At 61.7% G+C, this 21,187-nt stretch carries 18 protein-coding genes; 4 read left to right on the forward strand and 14 right to left on the reverse strand.

Translation table 11 applies throughout. The features are described from left to right. Window positions 1-139: 139 nt before the first annotated feature. The 4 genes from CEW89_RS06060 to CEW89_RS06075 all read right to left on the reverse strand — a co-directional run bounded on the left by CEW89_RS06060 (window position 140) and on the right by CEW89_RS06075 (window position 6,576). Window positions 140-1,489, reverse strand: a complete 1,350-nt coding sequence (locus CEW89_RS06060) for a cytochrome P450 (protein ID WP_096805283.1) — start codon at window positions 1,487-1,489, stop codon at window positions 140-142. Continuing rightward, window positions 1,486-2,706 (reverse strand): hypothetical protein, encoded by a 1,221-nt coding sequence (locus CEW89_RS06065; RefSeq protein ID WP_096805284.1) that lies wholly within the window; start codon window positions 2,704-2,706, stop codon window positions 1,486-1,488. The genes CEW89_RS06060 and CEW89_RS06065 overlap by 4 nt, the downstream gene beginning before the upstream one ends. A 60-nt stretch (window positions 2,707-2,766) precedes the next feature. Continuing rightward, the gene (locus tag CEW89_RS06070) at window positions 2,767-3,519 is read right to left on the reverse strand and encodes a cytochrome c biogenesis CcdA family protein (protein WP_096805285.1); all 753 of its coding nucleotides are present in this window, start codon (window positions 3,517-3,519) and stop codon (window positions 2,767-2,769) included. Window positions 3,520-3,699: 180 nt separating this feature from the next. Continuing rightward, window positions 3,700-6,576 (reverse strand): Rne/Rng family ribonuclease, encoded by a 2,877-nt coding sequence (locus CEW89_RS06075; RefSeq protein WP_096805286.1) that lies wholly within the window; start codon window positions 6,574-6,576, stop codon window positions 3,700-3,702. Window positions 6,577-7,300: 724 nt separating this feature from the next. Here CEW89_RS06075 and CEW89_RS06080 point away from each other — a divergent pair. Beyond that, the gene (locus CEW89_RS06080; protein ID WP_096805287.1) at window positions 7,301-7,849 is read left to right on the forward strand and encodes an NADPH-dependent FMN reductase; all 549 of its coding nucleotides are present in this window, start codon (window positions 7,301-7,303) and stop codon (window positions 7,847-7,849) included. A gap of 55 nt (window positions 7,850-7,904) precedes the next feature. On the opposite strand, the gene CEW89_RS06085 is transcribed toward CEW89_RS06080, so the two are convergent. The 6 genes from CEW89_RS06085 to CEW89_RS06110 all read right to left on the reverse strand — a co-directional run bounded on the left by CEW89_RS06085 (window position 7,905) and on the right by CEW89_RS06110 (window position 14,308). Next, the gene (locus CEW89_RS06085; RefSeq protein WP_096805288.1) at window positions 7,905-8,681 is read right to left on the reverse strand and encodes a hypothetical protein; all 777 of its coding nucleotides are present in this window, start codon (window positions 8,679-8,681) and stop codon (window positions 7,905-7,907) included. 55 nt (window positions 8,682-8,736) lie between these two features. Then, entirely contained in the window at window positions 8,737-9,399 is a 663-nt protein-coding gene (locus CEW89_RS06090; RefSeq protein WP_096805289.1) for a phage tail assembly protein, read from the reverse strand. A gap of 168 nt (window positions 9,400-9,567) precedes the next feature. Beyond that, window positions 9,568-10,902, reverse strand: coding sequence for a sigma-54-dependent transcriptional regulator (locus CEW89_RS06095; protein ID WP_096805290.1), 1,335 nt, complete (start codon window positions 10,900-10,902; stop codon window positions 9,568-9,570). 54 nt (window positions 10,903-10,956) lie between these two features. Then, window positions 10,957-12,762 (reverse strand): sensor histidine kinase, encoded by a 1,806-nt coding sequence (locus CEW89_RS06100; protein WP_425321022.1) that lies wholly within the window; start codon window positions 12,760-12,762, stop codon window positions 10,957-10,959. Between the two features lie 147 nt (window positions 12,763-12,909). Continuing rightward, window positions 12,910-13,578, reverse strand: a complete 669-nt coding sequence (gene purQ / locus CEW89_RS06105) for a phosphoribosylformylglycinamidine synthase subunit PurQ (RefSeq protein ID WP_066710601.1) — start codon at window positions 13,576-13,578, stop codon at window positions 12,910-12,912. 265 nt (window positions 13,579-13,843) lie between these two features. Further along, on the reverse strand, window positions 13,844-14,308 hold the full coding sequence (locus tag CEW89_RS06110) for a DUF1203 domain-containing protein (protein ID WP_096805291.1): 465 nt from the start codon (window positions 14,306-14,308) through the stop codon (window positions 13,844-13,846). A 193-nt stretch (window positions 14,309-14,501) separates the two neighbouring features. On the opposite strand from CEW89_RS06110, the gene CEW89_RS06115 reads away from it, so the two are divergent. After that, window positions 14,502-15,521: an LLM class flavin-dependent oxidoreductase gene (locus CEW89_RS06115; RefSeq protein ID WP_096805292.1), complete on the forward strand. Its 1,020-nt coding sequence runs from the start codon at window positions 14,502-14,504 to the stop codon at window positions 15,519-15,521. A gap of 61 nt (window positions 15,522-15,582) precedes the next feature. On the opposite strand, the gene CEW89_RS06120 is transcribed toward CEW89_RS06115, so the two are convergent. The 4 genes from CEW89_RS06120 to purC form a co-directional block, all read right to left on the reverse strand. Beyond that, window positions 15,583-16,464, reverse strand: a complete 882-nt coding sequence (locus tag CEW89_RS06120; protein ID WP_096805293.1) for a DUF1176 domain-containing protein — start codon at window positions 16,462-16,464, stop codon at window positions 15,583-15,585. 100 nt (window positions 16,465-16,564) lie between these two features. Further along, window positions 16,565-16,870, reverse strand: coding sequence for a hypothetical protein (locus CEW89_RS06125; protein WP_096805294.1), 306 nt, complete (start codon window positions 16,868-16,870; stop codon window positions 16,565-16,567). A 160-nt stretch (window positions 16,871-17,030) separates the two neighbouring features. Further along, window positions 17,031-17,261, reverse strand: coding sequence for a phosphoribosylformylglycinamidine synthase subunit PurS (gene purS / locus CEW89_RS06130; protein WP_066710610.1), 231 nt, complete (start codon window positions 17,259-17,261; stop codon window positions 17,031-17,033). Between the two features lie 46 nt (window positions 17,262-17,307). Continuing rightward, the gene (purC, locus tag CEW89_RS06135) at window positions 17,308-18,075 is read right to left on the reverse strand and encodes a phosphoribosylaminoimidazolesuccinocarboxamide synthase (protein ID WP_066710611.1); all 768 of its coding nucleotides are present in this window, start codon (window positions 18,073-18,075) and stop codon (window positions 17,308-17,310) included. A 234-nt stretch (window positions 18,076-18,309) separates the two neighbouring features. Between purC and CEW89_RS06140 the strand changes: the two genes are divergently transcribed. After that, on the forward strand, window positions 18,310-18,621 hold the full coding sequence (locus CEW89_RS06140; protein WP_096805295.1) for a DUF1476 domain-containing protein: 312 nt from the start codon (window positions 18,310-18,312) through the stop codon (window positions 18,619-18,621). Window positions 18,622-19,045: 424 nt separating this feature from the next. Beyond that, window positions 19,046-21,070, forward strand: a complete 2,025-nt coding sequence (locus CEW89_RS06145; RefSeq protein ID WP_096805296.1) for a phosphatidylglycerol lysyltransferase domain-containing protein — start codon at window positions 19,046-19,048, stop codon at window positions 21,068-21,070. Window positions 21,071-21,187 lie beyond the last annotated feature (117 nt).

A 21,187-nucleotide genomic window follows, 5' to 3' on the forward strand; every position in this document is an offset into this window, starting at 1 on the left:
TGTGTAGGACGCACATCCCGCGAACTCAAGAGAGCGGCAAACAGAGAGGGAGGGCGTTCCGGTTTTTCGCTCCATCCCGGAACGGGTGTTTTATCTTCACCCGTGGCGCCATGAGTATTTCCACCATCGGAAGGCCGCATCAGCGCGGCGCAAGACGGAGCCAGATTCCATCTCGCGCGCGCACAGTGAGATGGGCGACGGGCACCGGGGTTTTATCGGGGACAGTCTCAAGCCGGAAAGCGCGCAGGATCAGCGCGAGGAACAACGGCCCCTCAACCATGGCGAACCCGGCCCCGGTGCAAACACGCGGCCCAGAGGAAAACGGGATGAAGGCGTCGCGCAGGCAGGCCTTGCCATTCTCGGTTTTGAACCGGTCCGGGTCAAAGGCGTCGGGCCGTTCCCAGAAAATTTCATGCCGCCCGAGATGCCAGGGCGAGAGCACAATCTGCGCGCCCTTCGGCACGTCGCGTTCGCGAAACCGCACCGGGCATTTCGCCTCGCGCACCATCATCGGCACCGGCGGATAGAGCCGCAGGGTCTCACGGAACACATCCTTGATGAAGCGGAGTTTCGACAGATCGGAGAAGGTCGGCGTGCCCGGCAGGCTCAGCGCCTCCTCGGCCGCGCGGGCCTGAATGTCCGGGTTTGCGGCCAAAAGCCAAAGCGCCCAGCCAAGCGCCGTGGCCGAGGTTTCATGCCCCGCGAGGAAGAAGATCGCCACCTGATCGACCATCTCCTCGGTGTCGAACCGATCCCCGGTGACCGGGTCCGCTGTGGTCATGATCTTGGTCGCCAGATCGTCCGGGGCGGTACCCGCCGCGATCTCCGACATGCGTGCGCGCGTCAGATCGGTGATCAGCTTGCGGATCGCTTTCGCCCCCTCGCGGGTTTTCTTGCGATGAAACCGGGGCAGCCATTTCGGCAGTGGGATGAAAGCGGCGATGTTGAGAATGGGCTGCGCGCGTTGATAGCCTTGGAACTCGTCGAACACCTTCGCCGCCGCCTCATGGGTGATCGGGATCGAAAACAACGTGCGGAAAATCACATCCGCCGCGCCCTCCGAGGCGAAGGGTTCGATGTCGAAGGCGTTTTGCTGAGTTTTGAGCCTCGCCACCATCGCCTGCCCGGCCCCGAGCATCGCCGGAAACGTGTCCTTGAGCCGCCCGCCCTCAAAAGCCGGGTCGATGATGCGGCGTTGTTTCAACCATGTCTCGCCATTGGTGAGGAAGACCGAATTGCCCAGAAGCGGCCGAAGCCCCTCCGCCACGCGACCGGATTTCGGAAACTCCATCGGCTCTTCATTGAGCACGCGTTTTACGAGCGAGGGCTGATTGACCAGAAAACTGCGGAAAAACGGCGTTTTATATTCGGCCATCCAGGCGCGATAAAGCTTGGCCGGTTGCGCCGACAGGATGTCTTTGCGGAAAAGTTTGACGTAATTGCGCAGGCTGGTTTTCTCGGGGCGCGGCGTTGGTTTCGGCGGGATCACAGTTTTCCCTCCTCTGCCATTTCCGTGAACCGATTGGCCGGTGTGTCGATCCGCGAGGGGCTTGGCACGGCCCCGGCAAAGCGCGCTGCCAATGTCTCGCCGCCCGCTGTGATTTTGAAATAGTCATACTCTCCGGGGCGGTCGAAAGCGCAAAGATACTGAAAATGCAGGCGGAAGAAGCGGCGTTTCAGTCTGGCCTGTTTCTCCGGGCTGAGCGTCTGGGTGAAAGCCGCCGAGATCACGAGGGGCCATTTCTGATCTGCGGGCGCGACGCCCGACACCTTGATCGGATCGCAAAGCGCGAAAGAGCACGGATCGCCCGGTGCCGTCACATCGAGCCAGAACAGCTCATCACGGGTCGACAGATAGGCCAGATCGCGGCGCAACACCTTGGCTTCCGGCAGGAAGGAGACCATCGGGACGACATGACCGAGGCTGAGGAAGGACAGCACCGGCCCACGCTCCGGCACCTCGCCCGCGCGGATCAGATCGGCCAGAATCTGAATGCCGAGATGCGCACCAGAACTGTGACCGACCACCAGAACCTCGTCCCAATCCTCTCGCAAAGCCTCCGCAATCTCGGCGCGGAATTCGTCCATCCGCGCACGCAGAGCGGGCGGATCGGCCCCGCGCCAACGGGCCGAAAACCCGTAGTCATGCATCAGGTAATAGGCGAAAATCCTGTCATCTTTCGCTTTGAACCAGCGCAAGAGCAGAAAGGCCGCGAGGAGGCCCGGAACCAACCCGATCCATGCAGCCCCGAGGAGGCGTCCGCTCCAAGTGATCAGAGCGAGCAGCAAGACCGCGATCAGAAGCTGCGCCAGAAGCACGCCGATCGGGTAAAGCGCCGCAATCATCGGCCCGCGCCGGAGCTTCATCAGCCGAAACAGAGCGCCGGTGGAAACATAGGTCCATGCGGTGCGCGCAAGTATCAGATAGGTGCGGAAAATCCCCGCCGCCATGCTCTGCTGCACGATGTCGGACCAGACCAGCACGTCGATGTCGCTGCGGGTCTGCGCGCCCTCGATTTCACCCGCCACGGACCAGCCGAAATTGCGACCTTTTTTCGGAGCGAGGCCGAGCGTATAGCCGGACATCTCGGCCTGCGCCGCACCTTCTTTGCGGTAAAGCTCGCGGTAACGGCGCGGCGGAATCGGATCGTAGCCCGGGATGTAGAACACCCGGCGCCGCGTCACCTCTTTGCCCTGCTCGCTCATACCGAAAACCTTCAATGTTTCCGATAACCTAGCGCGGGTTTTGGGCGAAATTAAGCCCTATTAACCCAATTGGCTGAGCGCCGGGAAGGTTTCCAAAAGCCAATAGGACAGGCGCGAGAAAGCGCCCGTGACCATCATCAAACCCACGAGCAACAAAAGCCCCCCCATGATCTTCTCGATCAGCCCCATGTGGCGCTTGAGACGGTTCATCACACCGACAGCGCGGGTGATGAAAATCGCCGACAGAAGGAACGGCAGACCGAGCCCCACGGCATAGGTCGCCAACAACGTCGTGCCACGCGACACGGAGCCTTCAGACGCCGCCATAGAGAGGATCGCCCCCAGTTGCGGCCCGATGCAGGGCGTCCAGCCGAAAGCAAAGGCAAGCCCGAGGATATAGGCCCCGAATGCCGTGCCGCCCTTGTCGCCCGCATCCAGCCGTGCCTCGCGGTCAAGGATGGAAATGCGGAACACCGAGAGGAAATGCAGGCCCAGAATGATGATCACAACACCGGAGATACGCGAGAAAAGCACCTGATTTTTCAGGAAAAACATCCCAAACGCCGAGGCTGTGAAGCCCATGAACAGGAACACGGTCGAGAGGCCCAGAACGAACATCAGCGCGGGCAGGATCGCCTTGCGCGAGCCTTTGCCGCCGCCCGTGAGCTCATTCATGGAAATCCCGGACATATAGGCGAGATAGGGCGGCACGATGGGCAGAACGCAGGGGCTCAGAAACGACACCATGCCCGCGGCGAGGGCCACGAGCATCGAAGGCAGGAGCGTTGCGTCAAAAAGATCAATTCCGAACATGTGAGCCTCATGCCAGAAAACCGCCGCCCCGCCTAGCGCCTCCTGTGTCGCGGCACCTCACATTCCCGTTGGGGGATGTTTCAGAGCGGCACAGGGCCCCAAAGAGACGGCCAAACGAAAAACGGCCGGGACTGACCCGGCCGCTTTCTTAACTCTCTGCCTTAACTCTCTGAGCGGTGCTCAGCGGCTCCACCAGCCGCGGCGCTTCGGTTTGTCATCGTCCTCCGCGGCCTCCGGTTCGCCCACCTCCGCAAGCTCCGGCTCGGGCGTCGCGTCCTCGGCAACCACTTCGATCACCGGCGCGGCCACGACCGCCTCCACGACAGGCTCAGCTCTCACCGCCTCAGCCACAGGCTCGGCAGGCGCTTCGCTGACCGGCTTGGCTTCCGCGACAGGCTCAGAAACCGGTGCCTCCGTCTCAGACGCGGCCTCGACGGGCGCTTCCGCCTGCGGCTCGACCGGTGCTTCTGCCGCAGCCTCAGCCTCGGCGGCGGCTTTCGCGGCCTTCTCGGCCTCGATCTCCGCCTTGGTACGACGTTTGCGACGCGGCTTCGGTTTCTCCTCGGCAACGGCATCCGCAGCCTCACCCGTCTCCGCCGATGCCTCTCCTTCGGCAGCTTTCGCGGCCTTCTCGGCCTCGATCTCCGCCTTGGTACGACGTTTGCGACGCGGCTTCGGTTTCTCCTCGGCCTCGACCGGCGCGACTTCTTCGCTCACCGTCCCGGGGGCCTCACCCTCGGCGCTGTCCTCCTCGTCGGAGGCATCCTCGGCCCCGTTGTCCTGAGCCTCGTCCTGCCCGTCCACCGTATCGGTTTTCTTGCGACGACGACGACGGCGGCGGCGTTTCTTCGGCTTCTGGTCGTCGCCATTGGTCTCTTCCGAAACCTCTTCGGACACGGCTTCCGTGGCTTCTGCCTCGTCTTCCGTCAGATCCTCGTCCTCGATCTCCTCGTCGTAATCCGCCATCAGATCGGCAGAGGCGGAAATCACGGGAGCGACCACTTCGGGCACCACGCGGGTTGCCGTCTTGAACCGCTCCATGGAGAAGTCCGGCGAGATCAGGAACGGATCGGCCTCGATCCGCACTGCCATGCCATAGCGCGTCTCGATCTGTGCGATCTTTTCGCGCTTCATGTTCATCAGGTAGTTGACGATGGCGACCGGCGCCTTGAGCAGCACCTCACGGGAGCGTTTGCGCGTGCCCTCTTCCTCGAGCTGACGCAGGATCGTGAGCGCCATGTTGTCGTCGGAGCGGATCAGCCCGGTGCCGTGACAATGCGGGCACGGCTGTGTCGTCGCCTCGAGCATGCCGGGACGCAGACGTTGACGCGACATCTCCAACAGGCCAAAGCCCGAGATACGGCCCACCTGAATGCGCGCACGGTCGGTTTTCAGTTTGTCTTTCAGACGCTTCTCGACCGCCGTGTTGTTACGGCGCTCTTCCATGTCGATGAAGTCGATGACGATCAGACCGGCCAGGTCGCGCAGACGCGCCTGACGCGCCACCTCTTCGGCGGCCTCAAGGTTGGTCTTGAGCGCGGTTTCCTCGATCGAGCCCTCTTTCGTGGCCCGGCCCGAGTTGACGTCGACGGCGACCAGCGCCTCGGTCACGTCGATCACGATGTAACCGCCGGATTTGAGCTGCACCACCGGGTTGAACATCCCGGCGAGGTAGCTTTCCACCTGATAACGCGCAAACAGCGGCAGGCTCTCGGCATAGGGTTTCACGTTCTTGGCGTGGGACGGCATGATCATTTTCATGAAGTCCTTGGCCTCGCGATAGCCGCCATCGCCCTCGACGATCACCTCGTCGATGTCTTTCGAGTAGAGATCGCGGATCGACCGTTTGATCAGGTCGCCCTCTTCGTAGATCTTCGCGGGCGCCACCGATTTCAGCGTCAGCTCGCGGATCTGTTCCCACATCCGCTTGAGATAGTCGTAGTCGCGTTTGATCTCCGTCTTGGTGCGCTGTGCGCCCGCCGTGCGGATGATCAGACCGGCGCCCTGCGGCACTTCAAGTTCGCCTGCGATCTCTTTGAGTTTCTTGCGGTCTGCGGCATTGGTGATCTTGCGGGAGATGCCACCACCACGCGCGGTGTTCGGCATCAGCACACAATAGCGACCGGCCAGCGACAGGTAGGTGGTGAGAGCGGCGCCCTTGTTGCCGCGCTCTTCCTTGACGACCTGCACCAGCATGATCTGGCGCACTTTGATGACTTCCTGGATCTTGTACTTGCGCGGACGCGGTTTGCGACGCGGGCGGATTTCCTCGGTGGTGTCATCGTCGGCGACGCTTTCGATGCCGTCGTCGGCCTCGGCGGCGTCCGCCTCGTCCTCGTCATCGCCCTCATCAGCCTCTTCATCGTCACCCTCGGAGGTCTCGTCTTCAGACGTTTCCTCTTCGGAAACAGACTCTTCCGCGACGGTGTCCGACTCAGCCTCGCCCGCAACTTCGTCCGGCTCTTCGACCGGCGTATCCTGCACGGTGAACGCAGGCGACGTGCCCTCTTCGACAGAGCCATTCTCATCCGCATTCGCGTCGTCCGCGATCATCGCATCGGCCTCGGAGGCCTCCGGTTCGATCACATCCATCCCGGCGACAGAGGCGCCATCCTGTTCGTCGCCCTGTTCCGCCTCGTCGAGCGTGACCTCACGGGTCTCGACCGCATCCGCAGATTTGACCTCTTCGGCACGGGTTTTGGAACGCGAACGCGACCGCGAGCGGCGGGACCGCTTGGGCTTTTCCTCTTCCTCTTCCTGAGCCTTGGCATATTCCATTTCCTCTGCCAGCAGGGCTTCACGGTCGGCCAGCGGGATCTGGTAATAATCCGGATGAATCTCGGAGAAGGCGAGGAACCCATGACGGTTTCCGCCGTAATCCACGAACGCCGCCTGCAGGGACGGTTCGACGCGGGTTACCTTTGCGAGATAGATGTTGCCAGCGAGCTGGCGTTTGTTTTCCGATTCAAAGTCGAATTCCTCGACCTTGTTTCCGTCGACCACCACAACGCGGGTTTCCTCCGCGTGGGTGGCGTCGATGAGCATTTTCTTTGCCATTGAATTTGTCTTCCGGCACCCGAAACGGGCGCACCTCCGTATCCGAAGGTGACGCGTTGATCCGGGTGATATTTTGGGGCGAGCAGTGCGGGCAAGACGGCGGGGGCGCTGGCGCCCGCTCTGTGCTCTGATCTTGCCTCTGCGCGTTGCATCGCGGTTCTTCTCCGGCGCTTAGCGAGGCATCTGCCCCTCGGCGCCCGTTCAAATCCCTCTGACCTATGGATAAGGCTTCGGGCGGTTCGTGCCGGAGGTTTTGTCATGCCGCCCGGCGGTATCGGTCTGCTCTGCGGGGAAGCCTCGGGAATGGCCCTGAGTTCCAACACACGCATGCAGCGAATCTGTCTCACGCGGTTTCCGGGACGGCCAAGCGCCCGACGGACCTGCGTTTCTATATCAGTAGTGATGCCTGTGCCTTTAGACAACACGCAAATTCATCGAAACGCCATTTTCGCACCTTTGGCGGCCCTATCCGGCGGATTCGCCTCAAATTAACGGCATAATGGTTAACACTCCCTTGCGCATCCCCGGCGCACCGTCTGCGTCCCTCGCCGCAGCTCCCCGCCCCGTCCCCGGCCTCTCATATCCCGTCCTGTGCAGCAAAACAGAGACAGGGTGCCACGTCGCACACAAGTCGTTCTGTTCATTTTCGATCAAAAGTAATATTTTGATTTATGAAATAAGCAAAAACGCGCATATCCAGATGCGCCACCCGAAAGGACATATCATGACCCGTATCGCTCTTCTGGTCGGCTCGCTCCGCAAGGACTCCCAGACCCTGAAACTCGCCAAAGCCCTCACCAAACTCGCCCCCGAAAGCATGGAATTCGATTTCGTTGAGATCGGCGATCTGCCGTTCTTCAACGAGGATCTGGACACCGACACCCCGCCCGCAAGCTGGACCCGGTTCCGCAACGAGATCAAAGCCGCCGACGGCGTGCTTTTCGTAACGCCGGAATACAACCGCTCCCTGCCCGCCGCGATCAAGAACGCCCTCGACGTCGGCTCGCGCCCCTATGGCGCCAGCGTCTGGGGCGGCAAACCGGCGGGCATCGTGACCGCAAGCCCGTCCGGCATCGGCGGGTTCGGCGCCAACCACCACCTGCGTCAGCCGCTGGTGTTCCTCGACATGCCCGCCATGCAACAGCCCGAAGCCTATATCGGCAACCTGTGGAACCTGTTCGACGAGGAGGGCAAAATCGTCACCGAAGGCACCGAGGATTTCCTCAAATCCTGGATGGAAGCCTATGCGGCCTGGGTCAAAGCCCACATCTAAAGACTTTCCCGCCCCTAAAGCAGAAAGGCGCCCATGACCGGGCGCCTTTTTCCATTCAATATCCCGAGCAGTATGGATTGGCATCATCCCCGCAGATGAAACGATTGCGCCTCAGATTCATTTCATCGCCATCGGGAAAATAAACATAGTCTCCGAACATCCATACGATGCCATAGTTCAACTGTGCCTGCCCGTCTGCAAACTGTGCCACGGGACCCGCTTTTTGCGTTTTATCGAACACTTGAACAAACCGGACATGAAGATTTCGCGGCATGCGCTCTTTACGCTCCGCTTTTCGGTGCGGCCAAAATTCCCGGATCACAACGTCGAACTGTTCCGGCTTTACCTTCAGCTCTATCGGCGTCTGAACGACATTCGTAATCTCATGTTCATAGAACATTTTCGTCTCAACAGTCAGACGTTCAACCCTCTGATACGTGGTTTCCAAGTCGCCTGTATCATCGACGTCATCGGAAACCTGAACATGGATCATCTCGGAGGGCGCACGGTATTCGAGGAGATTTTTACAGACCGATGGCACGCCTTCACTCTCAGAAATACAAAGAACACTGCGCCCTTCCACGGTGAGTGGCGTCTCAGGCACCGCCCACTGCGACAAAGTGTAGGAGCGCATCGTCAGATACTGTACGCCAGCAATAACATTTGGGATGAGATAATACCCAATCGGAAGAACGACAAAGGCATAACCGATGCCCTTCTGACCACGCCGGATCAACCTAATCCCCCATAGGAAAAGAGCAACCGGCCCCAGAAAAACCAGCACGCCCATCAATAAAACAACAATCACGTCCCAAGTGCTAAAATTTATCATTTACGACCTTTCTGACTCTTGAGGCTTTGACACTGCCCCCTCCAAGACTGCAAAATCACAGGAGAAACGCCCAGACATTGGCAGACATCTGCCCGGAGCGCGGGATTTTCTCGACATCCCCGATGAACCAGAACCAACCTTTATGAACCTTCACATCACCTGTGACAAAACGAGCGACAGGCAGGTCTTTCACAGACAGATCATAGGCCTCGATTTTTTGGGAGGATGTCAGATGCAGCCTGTCGTTCTCCTCGGGTGCCAATGTCGACAGCCGCAGGATCACCTCGAACTCCCTCCCCATACCCTGTCCGGTCTCCGGATCGGACACGATCTCCTGATAAGCCCGCCCATCAGGCAACTGCCGCGCCTCAGTACGCAGCCTCTCCACCTGCACCCCGTTCAGATCGAGCGTCCCCGGCGTCATGGCTAGGTTGCTCTCAAAATCGCTCACAACGATCATGTCGGAGGGGGCATGGGCCTCAAACATACGTTCACAAAAAGAGGGAATTCTTCCCTGACCATCATCACCATGCGACATCAGACAAAGAACACGTCGCCCTTGCACGCCAAGATGTTCCACCTCTTGAAACGTCATGTCCGACAGCGCATGCTCGGAGGCACGAAGCTGGAAAAAAGAGTGGATTTGCGGCACGGTATAAAACGCGACGAAAGCGATTAAAATGATCCCACCCGCATCGAAACGCCTGCGCGAAAGCATCCAGCCCCCCACACCAACGACGGCCAAGTTGCTAAGGCAGAACAAAGCGAAAAGACCCACGAAAAATAAATCAGACAAATGGAAAATGCCCCGTCGCTAACCCGCTTGAAATTCGTTTTTCAAATTCTCAGATGAAAAAGCGGGCGCTTTCACACCCGCTTCGGCATGTTACAAATAATCCGAGCGCTGCAAGCCGTATTTGGCCATCTTCTCGTTGAGCGTCCGGCGCGGCAGGCACAGTTCGTCCATCACCGCCACGATCGAGCCTTTGTGACGGCGCATCGTGTTGTCGATCAGCATCCGCTCGAAGGCCTCGACATATTCCTTCAGGGGCTTGCCCTCGGTGGTCATGGTCTGCTGTTCCGGCGCGTCGCTTTCGGCCAGAAGAAGCGAGGTGATCGAGCCAGAGCCGCGACGGCTTTGCAGCACGGAACGTTCGGCGACGTTGATCAACTGGCGGATATTGCCCGGCCAGGGTGCTTGCAACAATTGCGCCGCCTCCTGCGCCGACACTTCCGGCGCGTCGCAGCCGTATTCCTCGGCGAATTGCTGACTGAGCTGGGTGAAGAGCAAAAGAATATCCTCGCCCCGTTGACGCAAGGGCGGCGTGGTGATCTTCATCGCCGCGAGGCGGTAATAGAGGTCCGGCCGCATGGCGCTTTCACAGGTCCGGCCCTGTTCTTGCAGATTGCAGATCGCGATCACCCGCGTCTCCGGCGGCGTGCCCTGTTCGTCGATCCATTTGAGCAACCGCGCCTGAAGCACCATCGGCATAGCCTCGATGTCCTCAAGCACAAGCGTGCCGCCGCGCGCCTCCTCGATCAGCGGCTGAATCTGCCCGTCCGGGTCCGGCCCGAACAGCCGTTTCGTCAGGTCCGCCTCATCGCGCCCCGCGCAGGCGAAGGTGATGAATTTCTTCGAGGCCCGCGTGCCCACGGCATGCAGCGCGTGCGCAACCAAGGTCTTGCCGGTGCCGGTCTCGCCGTCGATCAACACATGCCCGTCGGCTTGGCCCAGATCGAGAATATCCTCGCGGAGCCGCTCCATCACCGGGGACGCCCCGATCAGCTTGTTCATGATGCCGGTGCCGTCCGACAGCTCGCGGCGCAGCATCCGGTTGTCGAGCGTCAGGCGGCGCGCATTGGTGGCTTTCTTCGCCAGTTCGGTCATCCGGTCCGGGTTGAACGGTTTTTCAAGGAAATCGAACGCACCGATCCGCATCGCCTCCACCGCCATCGGCACATCGCCGTGGCCGGTGATCATGATCACCGGAAGACCGCTGTCGACACTCATCAGCTTCTTGAGAAACTGCATCCCGTCCATCCCCGGCATCTTGATGTCGGTGATCACCACGCCCGGGTAATCCGCGCCCAGCGATTTGACCGCGTCCTCGGCACTCGCAAAGGTTTCGGTGTCGAACCCCGAGAGCGCCAGCCATTGGCTGATCGACTGCCGCATGTCCTGTTCGTCATCGACAATCGCGATTTTCATTGCCGTCGCCATGGTCTCTTCCCTTCTTCTTCCGGCCCGCATCGGACCTTAAACGTCTGGACGGGATCATTCCGCCGCGTGTTTCGCCTCTTCCGACAGAGGCAGCACCATTTCAAAAGCCGCACCGCCCCCCGGACGGTTGCGCGCCATCAGCCGCCCGCCCAGTTCGGTGACGATCCCAGAGGAGATCGCAAGCCCGAGCCCCACCCCGTCGCCCGGAGCCTTGGTGGTGTAGAAAGGCTCGAACAAAGTGTCGAGGTTCTCGATCCCGGTGCCGTTGTCACGCACGGTCACGCTTGCTTGAGTGCCGCCCGCCACTCCACCCGTCACGAGGATCTCGATCTGCGGCTCGTCCGAATGCTTCGAGGCGTCAAAGGCGTTGCGCAACAGGTTCACCAGCACCTGCTCCAACCGCACCCGGTCGCCATCGACCACCACCGGTTCCGGCGGCAGGCTGCGGATGATCTCCACCGCGCCCTGTTTGAACTGCGGCTCCATCATCGACAGCGCCGAGGACACGCAGTCGCGCAGATCTATGGGATGCAACTGATCGGAGCCTTTGCGGGCATAGGATTTCAACTGTTTTGTGATCGCGCCCATGCGTTCGATCAGATCGTCGATCCGCCCGAAAGACGCCAGAGCCTCCTCCGACCGTTTGCGCTTGATCAGCAGACGCGCGCCCGCAAGATAGGTTTTCATCGCCGCCAGAGGTTGGTTCAACTCATGGCTGACCGCCGCCGACATCTCGCCCAGAACCGCAAGTTTTGAACTTTGCGCCAAGGTCTGCTCGGCGACCTCAAGACTTTTTTCCGCCCGTTTGCGTTCGGCGATCTCGCGTTGCAGCGCGGCGTTCAACTGCCGCAGTTCGGCGCTTTCACGCTGAAACAGCCCGGCACGCGACACGGCGCGGCGCGAGGTCAGATAGAACGCCCCGGCCAGAAGGATGGCAAAGCCCATGATTTCGAGTGCCAGAACCCCGTTCACCCGTTCGCGCACCGAAGCATAGGTGGTAAAAGACGTCATCCGCCAGCCGCGAAACGGAATACGGCTTTCCAGACGCATCACCGCTTCACCGCCGAGATAGGTCTCGTTCGGGTCCGCCGACCAATCGGTGGTGATCTGGAACGCCCGCTCGATGGCGGTCGGCGCATCGCGGGTGGCGAGCGCTTCCCCCTCCGATTTCGACCGCCAGCGCGGCTCCGTCGACAGGATGATATTGCCCTCGGAGTTCACCACGATGACGGCGTCGGAAATCCCCGCCCAGCTCTTTTCGAACTTGGCAAGATCGACCTTGACCACGATCACCCCGGCCAGCGCGCCATTGACGTCGATCCGGCGCGAATAGCTGAATTCGTAGGCATTGTTGTCCAGCGCCGTGCTTTTGAAAATCGTATCGTTGGAGCGCAGCGCGTCGATGAAGGAGGGCGACTGGCGGTTGTTGGCGCCCAGAAGCGAGCGATCCGTGGCAGCCACCACCCGTCCGCTTTCATCCAGAAGCGTGATCCCCGCGGCCCCGATCTCGTCGACATAGGCGATCAGATGTTGCGAGGTCTGGGAAAAGTCCCGCGAGGTCAGCGCGCCCACAAGGATCGGGTCGCGCGACAGCAGGATCGGCACGATGGAATTGCGTTGCAGCTCGCTCATCAGGTTGCCGGCATAAAGCGCCTGACGCACCTCGGCGCGGTTGCGCGTCTGTGTCGTGAAACGCTCGGTGAGCAACAGATTGCTGACCCAGATCACTCCGATCGCCACAGCGACAAACCCCACAAGCGCCAGCCGTCCGGCCCAGCCCATGGTGCGGGCCCGCCCGGACCGCCGTCCGGCGCCCCCTTCGGCCCGTGGTTTTCCCCCGATGATGTCGCGATCGCTCATGCCGTCCAGATTACCCGCGCCCGAAGGCGAGCCGCAAGGGGCCGCCGCAGGGCGATGGTCCCCGCAGCACAGGCAGGGGCCTCCATTTGAGCAAATTCCCGCCTGTGCGACAGGGGTTTGGGCGGAAACCGGTCAGCCCAAAGCCGATCAGGCGGATACCAGTGCGTCCGTCAGCGAAGTGAAAAACAGCTTGCCGTCCTGATTGCCATGGGCGGCCTCGGCGGCGCGTTCCGGGTGGGGCATCATGCCGAGCACCCGGCGGTTCTCCGAGAGAATGCCCGCGATGTCGCGTTTCGAGCCGTTCGGGTTGTCGAGATACCGGAAGGCCACACGGCCCTCGCCTTCGAGCATATCGAGCGTCTCTTCGTCGGCGGTGAAATTGCCGTCATGATGCGCAATCGGAATGCCGATGTGCTGACCTTGGGCGAAAGCAGAGGTATAGGGGCTGTCGGTGGTCTCGACGGCCAGCGGCACGGTCTTGCAGATGTATTTCAGCCCGGCATTGCGCAAAAGCGCCCCCGGCAGAAGCCGCGCTTCGGTTAGAACCTGAAAGCCGTTGCAGATGCCGAACGCATAGCCGCCGCGCTCGACGTGTTTCTTGAGCGAGGCCACCACCGGCGAATTCGCCGCAATCGCGCCGCAGCGCAGATAGTCGCCATAGGAAAACCCGCCCGGCACACCGACTACGTCGACACCCGCCGGCAGTTCGGCGTCCTTGTGCCAGACCATGGTGACATCGGCGCCAGCGGCCTTCAGCGCCATATACATGTCGCGGTCGCAGTTGGACCCGGGGAATTGCAGAACGGCGGCTTTCATCGGGCGGGACTCCTGTGAGGGCGGTTTACGCGCCTGATACGCCGGGGCGGAGTTCGGATCAAGTGGGTTGTGTCCCGTGGGGCAGGCCCGCGCCTGCCGATTGCGCCTGAAGACCGGGACGAGGCGGCGACATGTGCAACGCCGCAGCGGGATCAATGCCCTTCACAAGTTGTCCCGGATGCAGACCGATCCATACGCTGGCCTCGCGCGCTACAATCACCGCCCTGCTCGGTCAGATCAGCACTCCAACCGGGTTTTCCGTGTCTCAATCCGATCGCATCACCCGCACCTGCCAGCACGTATTGCGCGCAGAACGGATGTCGGCGAAAGCGATCTCGTCGCGGGCCAGAAGCTCCGCGCAATAGCGCTCGATCTCCGCCTGCGGCACGATCCGCCCGGTGCCGTAGACAATGCGCTCGTCGATGTCATAGCCCTTGACCAGATACTCGGGCGAGCTGGTCAGAACCTCCGGCAGCCCCTCCCCCCGGTAGGGCGCACAATGCGCGGTACAAAGAAAGATCGGCCCGGTTTCGGCGTAGGGATTGCGCGTCTCGAACGGCCGGTGCGCGCAGATCAGCATGCCGTGCCCCTTGGGAATGTTGCGCAGGCAATGACGACAAGGGGCGGCATCATAGGGGTTCAGAACGAACTCCGGCTCCTGACCGTTGGCATCCGGCTTGCCCAGTCTGAGCGCATGGGCAGTGAGCGTCGGCATTCCTTGAAAGATCATGGTAACATCTCCTTTTTTCTATCTTTTCAGATAGAAAACTACCGTCCCTCAAGCGACCCAGAACTTGTGCAAAACGCCCGCGCACCGATCCTGTGCCTGAGCAAACAGAGCGCGCCCTTGCCCCAAGCCCCTCCGGCTTCCTAGGTAGAGGGCAACACGCCGCCCCTTCCCGGCGGCGATGAAAGGATATGTCATGAAAAACCTCGGCTTCCTCTCCTTCGGCCATTGGGCCCCCGAGCGCGGATCGGCGGTGCAAACTGCCTCCGATGCTTTGCTGCAATCCATCGACCTCGCGGTCGCCGCCGAAGAACTTGGCCTCGACGGCGCCTATTTCCGCGTGCACCACTTTGCCCGGCAACTGGCCTCCCCCTTCCCGCTTCTGGCCGCCATCGGGGCGAAGACCTCGAAGATCGAGATCGGCACCGGCGTGATCGACATGCGCTATGAAAACCCTCTTTATATGGCCGAGGACGCAGGGGCCGCCGACCTCATTGCGGGCGGGCGGTTGCAGCTTGGCCTGAGCCGTGGTTCGCCCGAGCAGGTGATCGACGGCTGGCGGCATTTCGGCTATCAACCCGCCGAGGGCGAAGATGGCTCAGACATGGCGCGGCATCATGCCCAGGTGTTCCTGCAACAGCTCAAAGGCCGGGGCTTTGCCCAGCCGAACCCGCGCCCGATGTTCCCGAACCCGCCGGGATTGTTGCGTCTCGAACCGCATTCCGAAGGGTTGATCGACCGCATCTGGTGGGGCTCCGGCTCGAACGCCACCGCCGAATGGGCGGCCATGATGGGGATGAACCTGCAAAGTTCGACCTTGAAGGACGACGAGACCGGCGAGCCCTTCCATGTGCAGCAGGCCAAGCAGATCCGCGCCTATCGCGCCGCCTGGAAAGCCGCCGGACACACACGCGAACCGCGTGTCTCCGTGAGCCGCTCGATCTTTGCGCTCGTGAACGATATGGACCGGATGTATTTCGGCCAGGGCGGCAAGGACAGCGACCAGATCGGCATGATCGACCAGACCCGCTCGATCTTCGGGCGCGGCTATGCCGACACGCCGGACCGGCTCATCGACCAGCTCAAGAAGGACGAGGCGATTGCCGAAGCCGATACGCTCCTTTTGACCGTCCCGAACATGCTGGGCGTCGAGTACAACGTGCATGTTTTGGAGACGATCCTGAACGAGGTCGCGCCTGCGCTCGGCTGGCGCTGAACCGCATCGCGGCGTGGAACTCACGACGGACGGCCCCACCTCCAAGGTGGGTCCGACGCCGCTATTCCGGCCAGGTGATCATGGGAATGATCTTCTCGTCGCAAGCGTCATCGACGATCCGCCGCTCCAGCCGGTAGGCAAACCCGTCGAACCGCCAGGTCTCATGGGTGAAGCAATCGCCCAGACCGCGCCCCTTGTAGAAACTGTCGAGCACCCGCGTGTCGCCTTCGATCCCCCAAAGCGCCAACTCCGGCTCCGCCGCACCTTCCGGATCGACCGCCGCCAACCGCACCGGCGCCACACCATCCAGCTCCGGCCCCAGCAGATAGACCTGCGAACCGACATTATAGGCCGCCGTCCAGCATAGCTGCGACAGCACACGAACCTCCGGATGGCCCTCGATCTCCTGCGGCCCCGCCTCATTGTCCAGCACTCCGGGCAAGGGCCCGTCGCACATCTCTTCGGTGATCTTGCGCGCCTCAGCCTGCAAGGCCTCCCAGTCGGGCTGATGCAGCATGAGCCTGCGCGTGCCCATGCGCCCCTGCTGCTCCTCCGCCCAAAGCATCGCTGCCTTGATCCCGGCCAGAGACACGCCCTCGCTGAATCCCTCCGACTCATAGGCGATCTCAAGGGTATTTCCGTCGAGCAGCGGTGTCGGGAAGGCCATTGCCCTGTCTTGCTGCCAGCCCATGGCGACCCCGTCGATCAGTATGGCGCCCTCGTCCACCATCGCCCAATCGCGAAAGCTCAGCACCCAGTCGCCACTCTCATGGCCCCGCATCAGAGACAGGACCGGATAGGCCCGTGGGGTGAGTGTGCAATACTCCGGCCCGCAATGCGCCTGCCATTGCTTCGCCGTCTCGGCCCGCAGCGCCCCAGGCAGGAGCATCGCGGCACTCAGAAGCATGCGCAGAGAGGTGAAAAATCTGACACCGGAAACCATCGTTAACCCTTTTTGCAACACAGACAAAGGAAAGCCGCCAGAGATGTCCCCGCGCTTTCACTGTCACTTTTGCCAGACCGGGCGACGCGCGCCAAGGACCTCACGCGCCCCGCGTCGAAAGCTTGCGACTGATCTCCGCCAGAACGCCGAGGCAAGAGGCGGATACCCAGCTTCCTCCAAGCATCACGAACCCCATGAATATCTCGTATTCTGCATCATATCCCCCTTGCGCCGCCGAAACGATCAGAGCAACCGCCGCCAGACTCCCCAGAATCCCCACCGCCCAGGCGGTCACATAGGCAATATCGGTGAACAGGCCATGTTTGACTTCCGCCTCGCCATTCTCTGCCTGCGATTGCCGGGGTTTGGGCAGGTATTTATTAGCGGGATCGTTCTGTTTGCTCATGGTTCAACTCACATTTCAAAATAACATCTGCGACTTCAATCTCCGTGCGCCGCACCAATCTACAGGTCGACACTCAAAAAGATACGAAAAAGCCGCCCACGGGGATCATCCCCGGGGCGGCTTTCTCATTCCAATCCTCTGATCTCCCAGAGAACTTCGATCAGAGCAATTCGATCTTGTAGCTCTCGATCACCGTGTTCGCCAAAAGCTTTTCGCACATCTCGGTGATGGTCGCTTCCGTCGTGCCCTCGGCCAGATCCAGCTCGATCACCTTGCCCTGACGGACCTCGTTGACGCCCTCGAACCCAAGCGCACCAAGCGCGTGTTGCACGGCGGCACCCTGCGGGTCCAGAACACCGTTTTTCAGCATGACAAAGACGCGGGCTTTCATGAAGTCGTTCCTCTCACTGGTCCATTCACCGGACTATTCGTGGCTTTCAATTGATGATCTTGGGCGTGTCGGCGTCTTCGATCGGACCGTTCGTCGGCAGAACGCCGAGACGACGCGCCACTTCGGTGTAGGCATCGGTCAGCGAGCCGAGATCGCGACGGAACACGTCCTTGTCGAGCTTCTGGTTGGTCTCGATGTCCCACAGGCGGCACGAGTCCGGCGAAATCTCGTCGGCCACGATCAGGCGCATGTAATCGCCATCCCAGACCCGACCGATCTCGATCTTGAAATCCACCAGACGGATGCCGACGCCATACATGACGCCCGACAGGTAATCGTTCACACGCAGCGCCAGCGCCACGATGTCGTCGAGATCCTGTTGGCTCGCCCAGCCGAAGGCGATGATATATTCTTCCGGCACGAGCGGGTCGCCCAGAGCGTCGTCCTTATAGGAGAACTCGATGATCGGACGCGGCAGGCGGATGCCTTCCTCAAGCCCGAGGCGCTTCGCCATCGAGCCCGCGGCATAGTTGCGCACGATCACTTCGAGCGGCACGATCTCGCACTGGCGGATGAGCTGCTCGCGCATGTTGAGGCGTTTGATGAAGTGGTTCGGAATGCCCAGAGCGGTCAGACCGTTCATGAAGAACTCGGAGAGACGGTTGTTCAACACGCCCTTGCCCTCGATGGTCGCGTGTTTCTGCGCGTTGAACGCGGTCGCGTCATCCTTGAAATACTGCACCAGAGTGCCCGGTTCCGGACCTTCGTAGAGCGTTTTCGCTTTGCCTTCGTAGATTTTCTTGCGGCGCGCCATGGGGCCTCCAAAGCTGGTGGGGCCGGGAATCATTACGACCGGCCACTTCAAATGCGCTCTTTAGGGCAAGGCAACGCCGGGGGCAAGGTGGGCGCGACCCTCTGCAACAGGAGTTCTGCGTCACGGGCGCCCCGGATCGCCCAAAGTTTAAACAGAATATTGATCTACATCCTTGTCCGGCCCCGCCCGCGACGGCATAATCCTAAACAAGAGGTTAAAGAGGAGGAGCCTGCCATGACCACCTTCGACGAACGCGAAGCGGCCTTCGAGAGCAAATATGCACATGACACCGAGCTTCAGTTCCGCCTGGAGGCCCGTGCTGATCGCAAACTTGCGCAATGGGCGGCCGAGAAACTCGGGAAATCCGCCAGCGAGATCGACAGCTACACCGCAGAGGTGATCCGTGCCGATCTCAAAGAATCCGGCCCGGAGGACGTGATCGCTAAGGTCACCGCCGATCTCGGCGCCAGTGCCACCGCCATGGACGTGCGCGAGAAATATGCCGGCTTCCTGGCCGAAGCCAAAGCCGAACTGACCGCCAGCTAAGCCCCGGCGACACCAGTAATATCACCAAAGCCTCACCTCAAAGTGACAGGCGCAAGGGTCCGTGTCCCCATACGGACCCTTGTTTTTCTCCGCACATCTCCGACATGTTCAAGACACCCGCCTCCAGCTCCGGCCCAACGTCCCCCAAGGACAAAGGCCCCGGCAGAGGACTGGCAACTGTGCAGAGATCCTCGCCCGACCTCGTCATAGTTCAAGCGGCCGCCAAGAAACGGAGACACAGCTTTTGACGGACCGCAGGACAAGATATGAGCGCGGCATGCCCCTCGCCTTTCTCTGATGCTTCAGTGTAAAGGCGTGACGCTTTAATCGAATCTTGGGAAAGCGCGCTTATGCCTGCAAGGACCGCACACGGGGGACATCCGCCTGCGGCTCCGAAACGGCCCAGAAGAGGAGCACGGGTCCGATGCAACACAGTCCGATCGAGATCGAGAAAACCCTCGACCTGCCGCAAGCCCCGGACGCGCCGCCCCCTCAGGCGCAGCCCGCAGATCCTGCGGGCCTGCGCAAACTCATCGGCAAACAGGCCCTGCCGCTGGCCGTCATGCTGTTTTTCGGCTGGCTTCTGTGGGAAAAGGTCGCACATCTCGACATTCACGCCGTGCTCGCCACTATCGCCGGTATCGCCCCCCTGCAATGGGGCATGGCCGCCCTCGCCACGTTGGGCAGTTTCTGGGCCGTCGGCCAATATGACCGTGTGCTGCACGCCCAGCTCGGCACCGGCATTTCCGACCGCGCCGCGCGCAAAAGCGGCATCGTCGCCATCGGGCTTGCGCAATTTCTCGGCTTCGGCGCGCTCACCGGCACGCTGATCCGCTGGCGCATGCTGCCCGAACTGACGCTCTGGCAGGCCGCGCGCCTCTCCGCCGCCGTGGCGCTCTCCTTCCTTGCGGGCTGGGCCGTGGTCGCCGCCGCCGCCTTGATGTTCTTCCAACCGGAACTGCCCTGGATCAAGACCCTCGCCACAGGCGCGATCCTGTTGGCCGCCACCATGGCGATCCTGTCGATCTACCCGCCCCGCCCGCTCGTGCGCGTCCCCTGGCCGTCGCTGCGCACCATGGCCACCGTGATCGGGCTGGCCGCCATCGACACGATCTTTGCCGGTCTCGCGCTCTATGCGCTGCTGCCCGAACATCTGCACCTGCCGCTCGGGCACACGATTTCCGCCTATCTGTTCTCGCTCGGCGCCGGTCTCATCGCCTCCACCCCCGGCGGTCTCGGGCCGTTCGAGGCGACGCTCACCTCGCTTCTGCCCGATGTGCCGCTGGAGCCGCTTCTGGGCGCGGTGGTGGCCTTCCGTCTGGTCTATTACGTCATTCCGGCGTCGATCTCCGCGCTCGTCATCCTGCGCGGGCCGCGCAAAAGCAATCTCGCGCAAGAACCGAAACTGGTCAAAACCGACCCCAAGCCCTTCCTGTCTCCCCAGATCGAAGTCCAGATCTTTGCCGCGCCCCGCGCCGAGGCCGGGTTGCTCAGAACCCGCGACTTCTCGCTTCTGACCGCCAGCGATGGCACCGGCCTCGGCCTTGCCGCGCCCATCGGTCAGTCGCTCGTCATGCTCTCCGACCCGCTCGCCGCCCGCGCCTGTCCCTCCGCCACGCGCGAGGCGCTGGCCCGCGCCGCCGCCCGTCGCTACCGCATGCCCGCGATCTACAAATGCGGTGCGCGCATGGCCGCCTCCGCCCGCGCCGCCGGCTGGCGGGTCCTGCCGACCGCGGAAGAGGCCTGGCTGCGCCCCTCTGAATTCTCCCTCGACGGCTCGAAATACCGCCAGCTCCGTCGCATTCTGCGCAAAGCCGAAGAGGAGGGCATCCGCACCACAGAGGCCAGTCATCACGATCTTCCGCTCGACCATATGGACCGCGTCGCCGCCGAATGGCTCCAGTTGCGCGGTCGTGAGCGCGGCTTTTCCATGGGCACATACGATCGCGATTACATCTCGTGCCAGCGCGTCTTCCTCGCCTGGCAGGGCAGCAACCTCGTGGCCTTCGTCAGCTTTCACGAAAGCCGCAACGAGATGACCCTCGATCTCATGCGGTTCGGCCCCGCCGCCCCCGACGGCACGATCCAACTCCTGATCGCCGCCGCCATTGAGAGAGCCCGGGAGCAGGGCGTGCCGCGCCTGTCTCTGGCTGCCGTGCCGTGGCAGGGCGAGGACAGCGATCCGCTCATCCGGCGTCTGCGCGCGAAATTCCTCGCCCGCTCCGGCGCCGCCGGTCTGCGCCGCTTCAAAGCCGCCTTCGCGCCGCATTGGGAAACCCTCTATCTCGTCGCGCCTTCCCGCATCGCGCTGGCGGTCTCCGCCATGGATGTGCTGCGCCGGGTCACCGCGCCGCCGCCGAAGCCCACCGGCAACCCGATGAAGGCCGCCCGTTTCGCCACCCACAGCACCCTGCGCCTCTCGCGCCTGTTCCCCGGCCGCCACCGCTGAGTCAGGCCCCGAACGCCAATGTGTGCCGTGCCTCATGATCTTTATGACCTGATTGAATTTGATAAATCGGGTCAGACGTGGCACATCAGCCCAAACGCCCGGCGGTCTCCCGTCAGG

Origin of the sequence: Celeribacter ethanolicus (assembly GCF_002407265.1) — a bacterium.
Taxonomy (GTDB): domain Bacteria; phylum Pseudomonadota; class Alphaproteobacteria; order Rhodobacterales; family Rhodobacteraceae; genus Celeribacter; species Celeribacter ethanolicus.

Bases quoted from the DNA above. Each gene is read 5' to 3' on its own strand.
- CEW89_RS06065 (WP_096805284.1), bottom strand. From the start codon at position 2,706: ATGAGCGAGCAGGGCAAAGAGGTGACGCGGCGCCGGGTGTTCTACATC.
- CEW89_RS06070 (WP_096805285.1), bottom strand. From the start codon at position 3,519: ATGTTCGGAATTGATCTTTTTGACGCAACGCTCCTGCCTTCGATGCTC.
- CEW89_RS06075 (WP_096805286.1), bottom strand. From the start codon at position 6,576: ATGGCAAAGAAAATGCTCATCGACGCCACCCACGCGGAGGAAACCCGC.
- CEW89_RS06080 (WP_096805287.1), top strand. From the start codon at position 7,301: ATGACCCGTATCGCTCTTCTGGTCGGCTCGCTCCGCAAGGACTCCCAG.
- CEW89_RS06085 (WP_096805288.1), bottom strand. From the start codon at position 8,681: ATGATAAATTTTAGCACTTGGGACGTGATTGTTGTTTTATTGATGGGC.
- CEW89_RS06090 (WP_096805289.1), bottom strand. From the start codon at position 9,399: ATGCTTTCGCGCAGGCGTTTCGATGCGGGTGGGATCATTTTAATCGCT.
- CEW89_RS06095 (WP_096805290.1), bottom strand. From the start codon at position 10,902: ATGGCGACGGCAATGAAAATCGCGATTGTCGATGACGAACAGGACATG.
- CEW89_RS06100 (WP_425321022.1), bottom strand. From the start codon at position 12,762: ATGAGCGATCGCGACATCATCGGGGGAAAACCACGGGCCGAAGGGGGC.
- purQ (WP_066710601.1), bottom strand. From the start codon at position 13,578: ATGAAAGCCGCCGTTCTGCAATTCCCCGGGTCCAACTGCGACCGCGAC.
- CEW89_RS06110 (WP_096805291.1), bottom strand. From the start codon at position 14,308: ATGATCTTTCAAGGAATGCCGACGCTCACTGCCCATGCGCTCAGACTG.
- CEW89_RS06115 (WP_096805292.1), top strand. From the start codon at position 14,502: ATGAAAAACCTCGGCTTCCTCTCCTTCGGCCATTGGGCCCCCGAGCGC.
- CEW89_RS06120 (WP_096805293.1), bottom strand. From the start codon at position 16,464: ATGGTTTCCGGTGTCAGATTTTTCACCTCTCTGCGCATGCTTCTGAGT.
- CEW89_RS06125 (WP_096805294.1), bottom strand. From the start codon at position 16,870: ATGAGCAAACAGAACGATCCCGCTAATAAATACCTGCCCAAACCCCGG.
- purS (WP_066710610.1), bottom strand. From the start codon at position 17,261: ATGAAAGCCCGCGTCTTTGTCATGCTGAAAAACGGTGTTCTGGACCCG.
- purC (WP_066710611.1), bottom strand. From the start codon at position 18,075: ATGGCGCGCCGCAAGAAAATCTACGAAGGCAAAGCGAAAACGCTCTAC.
- CEW89_RS06140 (WP_096805295.1), top strand. From the start codon at position 18,310: ATGACCACCTTCGACGAACGCGAAGCGGCCTTCGAGAGCAAATATGCA.
- CEW89_RS06145 (WP_096805296.1), top strand. From the start codon at position 19,046: ATGCAACACAGTCCGATCGAGATCGAGAAAACCCTCGACCTGCCGCAA.